General features: G+C 59.7%; 12 protein-coding genes. 7 read left to right on the forward strand and 5 right to left on the reverse strand.

Annotation, left to right across the window (positions count from 1 at the left end):
- Positions 1-41: 41 nt before the first annotated feature.
- The 4 genes from xylF (at position 42) to xylR (ending at position 5023) form a co-directional block, all read left to right on the forward strand.
- On the forward strand, positions 42-1034 hold the full coding sequence (xylF, locus tag MHZ97_RS14515) for a D-xylose ABC transporter substrate-binding protein (protein ID WP_103797132.1): 993 nt from the start codon (positions 42-44) through the stop codon (positions 1032-1034).
- Between the two features lie 29 nt (positions 1035-1063).
- Entirely contained in the window at positions 1064-2584 is a 1521-nt protein-coding gene (locus MHZ97_RS14520; RefSeq protein ID WP_239315520.1) for a xylose ABC transporter ATP-binding protein, read from the forward strand.
- Positions 2577-3752: a xylose ABC transporter permease XylH gene (xylH, locus tag MHZ97_RS14525; RefSeq protein WP_103797130.1), complete on the forward strand. Its 1176-nt coding sequence runs from the start codon at positions 2577-2579 to the stop codon at positions 3750-3752. The genes MHZ97_RS14520 and xylH overlap by 8 nt, the downstream gene beginning before the upstream one ends.
- Positions 3753-3844: 92 nt before the next feature.
- Complete coding sequence (gene xylR / locus MHZ97_RS14530; protein ID WP_239315521.1) at positions 3845-5023, forward strand: D-xylose utilization transcriptional activator XylR; 1179 nt, start codon at positions 3845-3847, stop codon at positions 5021-5023.
- A 51-nt stretch (positions 5024-5074) separates the two neighbouring features.
- Here xylR and MHZ97_RS14535 read toward each other — a convergent pair whose 3' ends face one another.
- The 5 genes from MHZ97_RS14535 to MHZ97_RS14555 all read right to left on the reverse strand — a co-directional run bounded on the left by MHZ97_RS14535 (position 5075) and on the right by MHZ97_RS14555 (position 9197).
- Complete coding sequence (locus tag MHZ97_RS14535; RefSeq protein ID WP_233215878.1) at positions 5075-6151, reverse strand: ROK family protein; 1077 nt, start codon at positions 6149-6151, stop codon at positions 5075-5077.
- 221 nt (positions 6152-6372) lie between these two features.
- Complete coding sequence (gene dnaC, locus MHZ97_RS14540; RefSeq protein ID WP_033793024.1) at positions 6373-7113, reverse strand: DNA replication protein DnaC; 741 nt, start codon at positions 7111-7113, stop codon at positions 6373-6375.
- Positions 7113-7649, reverse strand: coding sequence for a primosomal protein DnaT (dnaT, locus tag MHZ97_RS14545; RefSeq protein ID WP_224481585.1), 537 nt, complete (start codon positions 7647-7649; stop codon positions 7113-7115). Before dnaT ends, dnaC begins: the two co-directional genes overlap by 1 nt.
- 103 nt (positions 7650-7752) lie before the next feature.
- A complete protein-coding gene (locus tag MHZ97_RS14550) occupies positions 7753-8430 on the reverse strand; it encodes a hypothetical protein (RefSeq protein WP_103797126.1) in 678 nt (225 codons plus the stop codon).
- 77 nt (positions 8431-8507) lie between these two features.
- On the reverse strand, positions 8508-9197 hold the full coding sequence (locus tag MHZ97_RS14555; RefSeq protein WP_239315198.1) for an autotransporter: 690 nt from the start codon (positions 9195-9197) through the stop codon (positions 8508-8510).
- A 141-nt stretch (positions 9198-9338) separates the two neighbouring features.
- Here MHZ97_RS14555 and MHZ97_RS14560 point away from each other — a divergent pair, with 141 nt between their 5' ends.
- From MHZ97_RS14560 to MHZ97_RS14570, 3 genes are all read left to right on the forward strand, one after another.
- Positions 9339-9920 (forward strand): DNA-3-methyladenine glycosylase I, encoded by a 582-nt coding sequence (locus MHZ97_RS14560; RefSeq protein WP_239315199.1) that lies wholly within the window; start codon positions 9339-9341, stop codon positions 9918-9920.
- Between the two features lie 88 nt (positions 9921-10008).
- Complete coding sequence (locus MHZ97_RS14565) at positions 10009-10671, forward strand: OmpA family lipoprotein (protein WP_103797123.1); 663 nt, start codon at positions 10009-10011, stop codon at positions 10669-10671.
- A gap of 160 nt (positions 10672-10831) precedes the next feature.
- Complete coding sequence (locus tag MHZ97_RS14570) at positions 10832-11818, forward strand: LacI family DNA-binding transcriptional regulator (RefSeq protein WP_239315200.1); 987 nt, start codon at positions 10832-10834, stop codon at positions 11816-11818.
- The last annotated feature ends 3 nt before the right edge of the window (positions 11819-11821 follow it).

Genomic DNA, 11821 nt, shown 5'->3' on the forward strand with positions numbered 1-11821 from the left:
GATAACGACAACAGCCTCAACCTACAGACAGGATGAACATCATGAAAATGAAACTTACGCTGTTAGCCGCCTGCGCCGCGCTGGCGCTTTTCAGTCACGTTGGTGCCGCGAAAGAAGTGAAGATCGGCATGGCGATTGACGATCTGCGCCTGGAGCGCTGGCAAAAAGATCGCGACATCTTTGTGAAGCAGGCGGAATCGCAGGGCGCGAAAGTGTTCGTGCAGTCGGCCAACGGCAATGAAGAAACGCAAATGTCGCAAATAGAAAATATGATTAACCGCGGCGTCGACGTGCTGGTGATCATTCCCTACAACGGCCAGGTATTAAGCAACGTCGTCGCAGAAGCGAAACGCGAAGGCATTAAAGTGCTGGCCTATGACCGCATGATAAATAACGCGGATATCGACTTTTATATTTCATTCGATAATGAAAAAGTCGGCGAGCTGCAGGCGGAAAGTATTGTTAAGCAGGTGCCAAAAGGGAACTATTTTTTGATGGGCGGATCGCCGGTGGATAATAACGCGCACCTGTTCCGCGCCGGTCAGATGAAGGTATTGAAACCCTATATCGACAACGGCAGCATTAAGGTTGTCGGTGACCAGTGGGTCGACGCCTGGCTGCCGGAAAACGCGCTGAAAATCATGGAAAACGCCCTGACCGCCAACAGCAACCATATCGACGCCGTGGTCGCCTCCAACGACGCCACCGCAGGCGGCGCCATTCAGGCGCTCAGCGCGCAGGGACTGGCGGGCAAAGTCGCCATCTCCGGCCAGGACGCCGATCTCGCCGCCATCAAGCGCATCATCAACGGCACGCAAACCATGACCGTCTATAAACCCATTACCCAGCTCGCAACCGAGGCGGCCAATATCGCCATTGAGCTGGGCAACGACAAAATGCCCGCCAGCAACGGCAAGCTGAATAACGGTCTGAAAGAGGTGCCTTCGCGACTGCTGACGCCGATTCCGGTCAATAAAGAGAATATCGACAGCACCGTGGTGAAAGACGGTTTCCATAAAAAGAGCGAGCTCTGAGCGCGCGCGACCGCGAAGAGGAGAGATCGATGCTGCTGGAAATGAACAATATCACCAAGCGTTTCGGCGCGGTGAAGGCGCTGGATAACGTCAGCCTGCGGCTGGATAGCGGCGAAGTGATGTCGCTGTGCGGCGAAAACGGCTCGGGCAAATCCACGCTGATGAAAATCCTGTGCGGGCTCTACCCGCACGGCGAGTTCGACGGAGAGATCTATTTCGCCGGCGACCAGATTCAGGCGCAGACCATCCGCGACACCGAACGCAGGGGAATTGTGATTATCCATCAGGAGCTGGCGCTGGTGCGGCAGCTGACGGTTATGGAGAACATCTTTCTCGGCGCAGAGCTGGGCCGCTTCGGCATCGTCGACGACGAAACCATGACGCTGCGCTGTCAGCAGCTGCTGGCGCGCGTCAGCTTCGACGTCTCGCCTGATGCCCGGGTCGGCGATCTGGGGCTGGGTCAGCAGCAGCTGGTGGAGATCGCCCGCGCGCTCAATAAGCAGGTGCGGCTGCTGATCCTCGATGAGCCAACCTCGTCGCTGACCGAGCGTGAAACCGAGGTACTGCTGAGCATTATCAATAACCTGCGCGATCACGGCATCGCCTGTATCTATATCTCCCACAAGCTGAACGAAGTGAAAGCGATCTCCGACACCATCTGCGTCATCCGGGACGGCAAGCCTATCGCCACTCGTCCGGCCGCCGGACTCAGTGAGGATGACATTATTACCATGATGGTGGGACGCGAGCTGACCGCGCTCTATCCCCATCAGCGGCACGCCATCGGCGAGACGGTGCTGCGGGTTGAACACCTGACCGCCTGGCATCCGGTTAACCGGCACGTGCGCCGCGTTAACGACGTCTCCTTCACCCTGAAGCGCGGCGAGATCCTCGGTATCGCCGGGCTGGTGGGCGCCGGCCGCACCGAAACGGTTCAGTGCCTGTTCGGCGTCTGGCCGGGACGCTGGGAGGGCGATATCTGGATTAACGACAAGAAGGTGCAAATTCGCGACTGCCAGCAGGCGATCGCTCAGGGCATCGCCATGGTGCCGGAGGATCGCAAAAAAGATGGCATCGTGCCGCTGATGGGCGTTGGTAAAAACATTACCCTCGCAGCGCTGGACCAGTTCAGCCGCCGCTTCGCGCCGCTGGACGAGACGCGCGAGCAGCACGTCATCAACGATGCTATTGCGCGTCTGCGGGTTAAAACCTCGTCGCCGGAGCTGGCGATCGGCCGGCTGAGCGGCGGCAACCAGCAAAAGGCGATTATCGCCAAATGTCTGCTGCTGAACCCGCAAATCCTGATCCTCGACGAGCCGACGCGCGGTATCGACGTCGGCGCCCGCCAGGAGATCTATCTGCTGATCAACAGCCTGGTGCAGCAGGGGATCGCCGTGATCGTTATCTCATCTGAACTTCCCGAAGTGCTGGGCCTGAGCGATCGCGTTCTGGTGATGCACGAAGGGCGGATCAAAGCCGATCTGATAAACAACAACCTGACTCAGGAGCAAGTGATGGAAGCGGCCCTGCGGAGTGAACATTATGCTTAAAACCGAAAGTCGTCAGGGCACGCTGCCGGGCGCGCCGTCACCGGGGAAATTCTCGCTGCCCAATCTACAGGTGCTGGTGATGCTGGGCGCCATTCTGGTCATCGCCCTGTTTTTCACCTGGACCACCGACGGCGCCTGGCTCAGCCCGCGCAACGTCTCTAACCTGCTGCGGCAGACCGCGATCACTGGCATTCTGGCGGTCGGTATGGTGTTCGTCATTATTTCGGCGGAGATCGATCTGTCGGTGGGCTCGATGATGGGCCTGCTGGGCGGCGCGGCGGCGATTTTCGACGTCTGGCTCGGCTGGCCGCTGCCGCTGACAATCGCGGTGACGCTGCTGATGGGGCTGCTGCTGGGCAGCTGGAACGGCTGGTGGGTCGCCTACCGCAAAGTGCCGTCATTTATCGTTACTCTGGCCGGCATGCTGGCGTTCCGCGGCATTCTGGTAGGGATCACCAGCGGCACCACGGTCGCGCCAACCACGCCCGCTATGTCGCAGATTGGACAGAGCTATCTTTCGGACGGCGTCGGTTTCGGTTTCGGCATCGCCGGTCTGGCGCTGTTTATGCTGTGGCAGTGGCGGCTGCGGCTGCGCCGTCAGCAGCTCGGGCTGACGCAGTCCGCCGCGGGCGGCACGGTGGCGCGTCAGGCGCTTACCGCGGTGCTGGTGCTGGGTGCGATCTGGCTATTGAATGACTATCGCGGCGTGCCGACGCCGGTTCTGCTGCTGGCTTTGCTGCTGCTGGGCGGCATGTTTATGGCGACGCGCACCGCCTTTGGCCGCCGCATCTACGCCATCGGCGGCAATCTGGACGCCGCGCGGCTGTCGGGAATTAACGTGGCGCGCACTAAACTTGCGGTGTTCGCCATCAACGGCGTAATGGTGGCGATCGCCGGTCTGATCCTGAGTTCGCGCCTCGGCGCCGGTTCGCCGTCGGCGGGCAATATCGCCGAGCTGGACGCTATCGCCGCCTGCGTTATCGGCGGCACCAGCCTGGCGGGTGGCGTGGGATCGGTCGCGGGGGCGGTGATGGGGGCTTTTATCATGGCCTCGCTGGATAACGGCATGAGCATGATGGACGTCCCCACTTTCTGGCAGTACATCGTTAAAGGGGCGATTCTGCTGCTGGCGGTGTGGATGGATACCGCCACGCGTCGCCGGGTCTGATCGCGTCGGGGATCACAACCTGGCGCAAACAATTTCTGCTGCTCATCCGGCTGTGCTATGCATGGCGCTGGGATTCAGGAGAGCACGCCACTATGCATGAAAAACGCTATCGCATTACGTTGCTGTTCAATGCCAATAAGGTCTACGACCGTCAGGTGGTAGAGGGTGTCGGCGAGTATTTACAGGCGTCGCAGACCGACTGGGATATTTTTATCGAGGAGGATTTCCGCTGCCGCATTGAGAATATCCGCGAATGGCTGGGCGATGGCGTCATCGCCGACTATGACGACAGCTCAATTGAGCAGCTGCTGGCGAACGTTGAGGTGCCGATTGTCGGCGTCGGCGGCTCTTACCATCGCCAGCAGGATTATCCGCCGGTGCACTATATCGCCACCGACAACGCGGCGCTGGTGGAGAGCGCCTTTCTTCATCTCAAAGAGAAGGGCATCAATCGCTTCGCCTTTTACGGGCTGCCCGCCTCTGGCGGCAAGCGCTGGGCGCAGGAGCGCGAACACGCCTTTCGCCAGCTGGTGCAGCGCGAGCGCTATCAGGGGGTGGTTTATCAGGGGATGAATACCGCGCCGGAAAACTGGCAGCATGCGCAGAACCGGCTGGCCGACTGGCTGCAAACCCTGCCGCCGCAAACCGGTATTATCGCGGTAACTGACGCGCGCGCGCGTCATCTGCTGCAGGCCTGCGAATATCTTAAAATCCCGGTGCCGGAAAAGCTGAGCGTTATCGGCATCGACAATGAAGAACTGACGCGCTATCTGTCGCGCGTTGCGCTGTCGTCTGTGGCGCAGGGCACGCGGCAGATGGGCTATCAGGCCGCCAAACTGCTGCATCGCCTGCTGGATAAACAGCCGCTGCCGCTTCAGCGCATTCTGGTGCCGCCGATCAAAGTGATCGCCCGCCGCTCAACCGACTTCCGCTCGCTGCGCGATCCAGCCGTGATCCAGGCCATGCACTATATTCGCTTTAACGCCTGTAAAGGCATCAAGGTCGAACAGGTGCTGGATGCGATCGGCCTGTCGCGCTCTAATCTGGAGAAGCGCTTTCGCGATGAAACCGGCGATACGATTCACGCCATGATCCACCGCGAGAAACTGGAAAAGGCGCGCGAGCTGCTGGCCTCTTCCTCGCTGAACATTAATGAAATTTCCCAGATGTGCGGCTACCCTTCGCTGCAATATTTTTATTCGGTATTTAAGAAAAGCTACGCCAGCACGCCGAAAGAGTATCGACAGCATCACGGTGAAAGCGTGATGTAAAAGGGCGGCGGCGTGATAAAGGCTAAGCCGCGGCCTTCAGACCTTCTCTCTTTATCCCTGCCGCTGTTCAAACTGCTCAATCACCGCCAGCGACAGCCCTACCGCCGGATCGAGGCGCGTCTGCAAAAAGTGCAGCCTGGTGTTCTGGAAAGTGAAGGCTGGCGTGCCCGCTTCGATCCGCTTGCGCACCGTATCGCAAAACAGCGGATGCACATTCCAGGGGGCGTCGATAATAATCGTCGCCGGATTCAGCAGCAGGATAATCTGGCCAATCGCCTTCGCAAGGAAGCCGCCCGCCTGCTGCATTACCTCATCCACCACCTTCGGCGCCTCGTCGCGCGTCTGCCAGCTTAAGCCGGGACGGCGCTGGGCGAGCTGCTGCTCAATCGCCGGTTTGCTGATCAGCGCTTCGGCGCACCCCTGACGGCCGCAGCGGCAGCGCGGGCCGTCCGGCTGCACGCTGAGATGCCCCGCTTCGCCCGCGGTCCAGCTATTGCCGGTCACGACTTCGCCCTGCTGCACCAGCGCGCCGCCCATGCCTTCGGCGATGCGCAGGTAGAAGTGGCTACCTGTCGATCTCAGCCCAAGCTGCTGCACCGCCAGCAGCGCCGAGGCCTTGACGTTATTCATCACGCGCAGCGGCACCTTGACCTTTTGCCTGACCGGCGTCAACAGATCGACATCCTGCCAGCCGAGATGAGTCGAAAGGTGCATCCAGCCGCGATCGGGATCGACGATGCCGGGAAAACCCAGCCCGATGCCCAGCAGCTGCGGATGCTTCTCCGTGAGTTCGCCGCACAGGTTCGCGACCTCATCCAGCAGCTTTTTAGGGTTAGCGGTATCGACGCGACGCGTCTGCTCCACCATCACCTGCGAAAAGTAGTCGCAGACGCGGCAGTAAATTGCGTTGCGCTCCACCATCACGCCCGCGCTTTTCAGCTGTTCCGGGCGGAGGGCGATCTCAATTTTCGGGCGGCCGGCGGCGGCCACGTTGATCGGTCCCAGCTCGTGAAGCAGCGACTTTTCCAGCAGCTCGTCCACGATCAGCGAAACGGTGTTTTTACTGAGCGACAAGATGTGGGCTAAATCCTGACGCGACGTCACGCGCAAATGGCGGAGCTGCGTCATCACGCGCTTCTGGTTATTAAGTCTGAGTAGTGCAGGGCCTTTACTCATATTTTTTCAGCGCTCTTCTGACAGGCAACGTATCTTTAAGTGTAACAGCGCCGCGACGCCCCTTATCCGGCACTTTTGCGCGCTGTTTCACACAAGTCGCAGCAGAGGGCGAAGGGAAGGATACCGACGTAAAAAAACCGGGACGCGCCCGGTTTCTGGAAAGGATAAAACGACTAATATTCGTCGCCGCGCACGCGGCTGCGGTAGCTTTCCCAGTCGAAGCGCACCCACATGCTGTTGCCGAGACGCATACGGTCCATCACGCGCTCGCCCAGCAGAGTATTCATACCGGCGGGATCCAGGTTAGAGAGCATACCGGTCGGACGTTTCGACGATGAGCGTCGATCGACGATCTGGTTGATAATCACCTTTTCGTAGCGCGACTCGCTCTGCATGCCGATCTCATCAATCACCAGCAGATCGACGCTGCTGAGATCCTGCAGCAGGCGCTCTTCGGTGATATCACTGCCGCCGCTAAAGGTGCCCTTCATGCTCGACATCAGATCCGCAACGGTAACGATCAGCACGCTTTTGCCGCGCAGGATCAGGTCGTTGCCGATGGCCGCCGCCAGATGGTTTTTGCCGGTGCCAGGACGGCCGGAAAAGACGAAGCTGGCGATGCTGCCTTCGAAATCGTCTGCATACTGGCGCGCCATCGTCAGCGCCCTGCGCTGCCCTTCGTTCTCGACGCGATAGTTATCGAACGAGCAGTTCATATGCAGCTCGCGAATGCCGGAACGCCCCATAACGCGCTGCATTTTCATGGCGCGGTTTTCACGCACGATAGACTCCGAACGCAGGCGCCCCTGCTCCTGGTTCCAGGCCAACAGCTCTTCACCGCTGGTGAACTTTGGCTGGACGTTGGCGGGCATCATTTTTTTCAGACGGCTGAACAGATCGGTCGGCGTTTTCATTACTCACCTCGAAACCCATCGGGAATGTTGTAATCAGTATTGCTGATTTGCGTAATATCGCGTTTGGGCTGGCCGCCGCTGGCGGCGCGGTTCATCTGCACGCTGCGCGCCAGCTTCTGCTGCCACTGCACATGGTGAAACAGGCGGCCTTCCGCCTGCCAGTAGGCGACGAAAGCGGCCAGCTCGGCAGGGGTGACCGGCTCGCTTAGCGCCACGCCCCAGATAGCGGCCTGGCGCTGAAAGTCGGCGTCGGGCTGCCAGCCAGCATACATAGCGAACTTGCCCGCCGGCGTCGGCAGCGTAGCGGGCAGATCGTCATACAGGCTGTCGTCCAGCGTCACGTCGCTGGGATGCGCCGCGGCCGCCTCCAGCGCCAGCAGATGCGCCAGCCGCTCCGGCGTCACGGCATAAAACGCCGGCGCGTAATTATCCAGCACCGCCAGCGTGCCGTTTTCCGCCTGCTGCAGCGCCTGACGCGGATCCTGACGAAAGGCGTCCAGCCCAATAAGCGTAGAAGTAAGAATTTTGACTGACATGATGAAACCTGACGTTGACCTGCACGCTGCGCCGGCAGAGCACCGGCGCACAAGTCTTTATTGTACCTTTTTTAACGCCCTGGATCGCCAAAAAAGGCGCGCGTTACGAGGACCAGGAGGCGGACTCGGTGGAAAGCGCGTTCTGAACCGGCCTGGCGGCTTCTGCCCTGACGCGGGCCGGACGGGTTTGCCACAGGTAGCGCGTCGAGGCGAGCCAGCACATGCTGTAGCCCAGCAGCTCGGTGCCCTCTTCAGCGATATTTTTCACCACGCGGTTGTAGCCGTCCAGCATCAGGTGCTGCCACAGCTGATGCATGCCGAACAGGCGGGAGAACACCAGCACGATCAGCATGCCGCTGACGGTCATCAGCCAGCAGCGGTTGGTCACGAAAGCGACCAGCCCGTCCAGCGTGTCGCGCACCGAACGCAGCGCCATCGCCAGGCAGGCCGCGGCGGTCGCCAGCGCGAACCAGATCCAGCTGCCGTGCTCGACGACGTCGAATACAAAGTCCAGTTCGCGGATCAGCATACAGCTGTAAAAGCCGCCGATAAGGATCAGCGCGCCGCGCTGGGCGGAACGCCGATGCGCCGACCAGAAGAACATCGCCGCGATGGAGGCGAGCACCACTTCCTGCAGCGTCTCCGTGATCGAGGTTTCATGCATGGCGTCGTTCATCCAGTTTACGTCGATATAGATGGCCGACATCATCAGCACAAGGAACAGTGTTGCAAATAAAAAAGCCGCGCATTCACGGCCGAGGATTGAAATTTGTTCGCGCATATTATTATTACCATCATGATTAGCGCGCTTATTATATGACGTTACTTATTCACCCTTTCTCATTTTATGCCACCCTGTTAAAAACTGGCGCTAACGCCGAGGCTGTAAATAAACTGCTCGCCGCTATTTAGCGCGTCGTTTTGCGAAAAGGCGGCGAACGCCGTAACATGGTGATTCAGCGGAATATGCGCACCGATGCTGACGTCTACCCAGCCCGCTTCGCGCGCGGCCGGATCATCCGGCAGCCGATCGCGCGCTTCGCCGGCCACGCCATCGCCGGGCTGATAGCTATAGCTAAGCTGCGCGTAAGGCGCGATCCACGCCAGCTGGGAATCAACGCGCCAGCCTAAGGTGGCAACGCCGTCGCGGCTGAAGTCGCACTGCGGGCAGCTGAGCGGCGCGGTCGCTGGCGCGTACTGCGCCACCGGCCCGGTCGTCAGTGAAGCACCCAGCGGCATATCCCAGCCCGCGCTGTAGCGCGTACCGGTTGGCACAGGCTCGACGCGCAGCGTAAAGGGGGACTGAGGTGAATTCAGCGCCGCCTCCAGAAAATTCATGCGCGCATCGTTGCCGACGATCAGAAGATTTCGGGAGATTTTTTCCGCAAGGATGGTGTCGTAATCGGGACGATCGCGCGCATTATCCTCCGGCGCTAACAGGCTCTCGCCGCTCCAGGCAACCAGGGGCGTTGCAGAACAAAAAAGCAACGCACTACTCAGCGCCAGTGCCGCAAGGCGCTGGCTGGCACACTCTCTTTTCTGCAACATGAAAAAACTCCAGACGACGCTGAAGAGACCGGTCGGCGCTATGTGAAAATCTGTTTTATCACGCCTGCTGTTTAACTATTAACCGACTAAACGTAAGATCAAGCGACGTCACAAAATTTTCTCTTTATCAGGATACTGAAGATGCAACGATGCGGCTGGGTCACTGAGGACCCGCTTTATCTGGCCTACCACGACCGCGAGTGGGGCATTGCGCAAAATAACAAACAGGCGCTGTTCGAGATGCTCTGCCTGGAAGGGCAGCAGGCGGGGCTCTCCTGGATCACCGTACTGAAGAAGCGAGAAAATTACCGGCGCGCCTTTCACGCCTTCGATCCTCAGGCGGTAAGCCAGATGGATGATGAAGATCTGGCGCGCCTGATGCAGGATAGCGGTCTGATACGCCATCGCGGCAAACTTACCGCCATTATCAACAACGCACGCGCTTATCTGGCGATGGAGGCGAAAGGGGAAGATTTTGCGCGCTTCGTGTGGGGTTTTGTCGATAACCAGCCGGTTGTGCATCACTTCGCAAACTACAAAGAGGTGCCGACCACCTCAGAGCAGGCGATAGCGCTGTCAAAAGCGTTAAAGCAGCGTGGTTTTAAATTCGTCGGCCCGACAATTTGCTACTCCTTTATGCAGGCCTGCGGGCTGATCAGCGATCATCAGACCAACTGTTTTTGCCATCCTGACAACCTTTTATCCTCAAACCAGACAAAATAAGAGTTTCCCTCACCCCTTCTTCCTTCTTAAGCGGCATAATCTCGCCGCTTAAAAGACGTAAGGTCTTTGTTTGATTTAGGGAATGAGCATGTATAAAAAATCGTTTTCGCTTTGCCTGTTACTGAGCGGCAGTCTGGTACTGTCAGGCTGTACCGTTAATCCATACACCAACGAATCCCAGGCCGGTAAATCCGGCATCGGCGCCGGTCTGGGCGCGCTAATGGGCGCCGGCGTCGGCGTTCTCTCCTCGTCGAAAAAAGATCGCGGCAAAGGCGCGCTAATTGGCGCGGCGTCCGGCGCGGCGCTCGGCGGCGGCATCGGCTACTACATGGATGTGCAGGAAGCCAAGCTGCGCGAAAAAATGCGCGGCACCGGCGTCAGCGTGACGCGTCAGGGCGACAATATCGTGCTGAATATGCCGAATAACGTCACCTTCGACTCCAGCAGCAGCAGCCTGAAAGCGGCAGGTGCCAATACCCTGACCGGCGTCGCTATGGTGCTGAAAGAGTATCCGAAAACCGCGGTAAACGTGACCGGCTATACCGACAGCACCGGCTCGCGCGCGCTGAATATGCGTCTCTCTCAGCAGCGCGCCGAGAGCGTTGCCAGCGCGCTGATTACCCAGGGCGTCGCGGCAGATCGTCTGCGCACCCAGGGGCTGGGGCCGGATAACCCGGTCGCCACCAACAGCACTGAAGCAGGCAAGGCGCAAAACCGCCGCGTGGAAATCACACTTAGCCCGCTCGGCTGAGGCAAAACGCCCCGTTTCGGGGCGTTTTCCATCGTAATGTCGTTTTTTTACTTTTTTTACGTGCTTTTTTCGACAAAAAGGCGCGGAGGATCTCCATTCTGTAGTGCCAAAACAGACTTTATGTTAGCGTGAAAAAAACGTGTTCAGCGAGTCGTCCAGCATGTCACTAAAAGCCATTGCCAGCGAGTTAGGGTTGTCCGTTACCACGGTTAGCCGGGCATTGAACGGCTATAAGGATGTGGCGGAGGAAACGCGGAAACGCGTCGAAGCAGAAGCGCAGCGTCGCGGCTATCGCCCCAACGCCGCCGCGCGCCGTCTGAAAACCGGCCGCGCCAACGCGGTAGGGCTCGTCTTTCCCGTCAGTACGTCGCCTGTCAGCGACTGCCGCTTCAGCGAAATGCTGCTGACGCTCGATCAGCGCCTGGCGCAGCAGGAGATCGATCTGGTGCTGCTGGTGGATAAGCCCCACGACGGGCCGCGTACCCTGACCCGCCTGCTGCGCAGCCGCGTGCTGGATGCGCTGATCGTCACCCATACCCTGCCGCAGGATGAGCGTCTGCTGAGCCTGCAGCAAAAAAACTTTCGCTTTATTACCCTCGGCCGCAGCGACCTGCCGCAGCCCTACGCCTGGCTGGACGTCGATCATCACCGCGGCTCGCGCCTGGCGGTTGAGGCCTGCCTGCAACAGGGGCTGACGCGCATCGCCTGGCTGGGCAGCGACGAGGGCACGACGTTTGTCCGCGACCGCCGTCAGGGTTTTCTTGACGCGATGGGCGCCGTTGCGCCGGTCGATATCGTCGCCGTACCGCCGTCGCGCCGCGCTGGCTTCCAGCAAACCGCAGCCTGGCTGGCGCGGGATGCGTCGCTGCAGGCGATTATCACCGACAGCAGCGCGCTGGCAGAGGGTGCGGCGCTGGCGGTACAGCAGGCGAACCGGCTGCACGGCCGCGAAGCGATCCGCCTCTATGCCTGGGAAGGTCTACCGCGCGAAGCGATTGTTGAGGCGCCGACGATCGCCATCCGTCAGGCCTCCGACCGCGAAACCGGCGACCAGCTTGCCGATATGCTGATGCAGATGCTGGACGGCGCGCCGCTGGAGGCACTTCAGCTGCTGCATCAGCCCTGGCTGGATAGCGCGCCACGCTGATTG

Origin of the sequence: Pantoea sp. ACRSC (genome assembly GCF_022346785.1) — a bacterium.
Lineage (GTDB): Bacteria > Pseudomonadota > Gammaproteobacteria > Enterobacterales > Enterobacteriaceae > Pantoea > Pantoea alvi.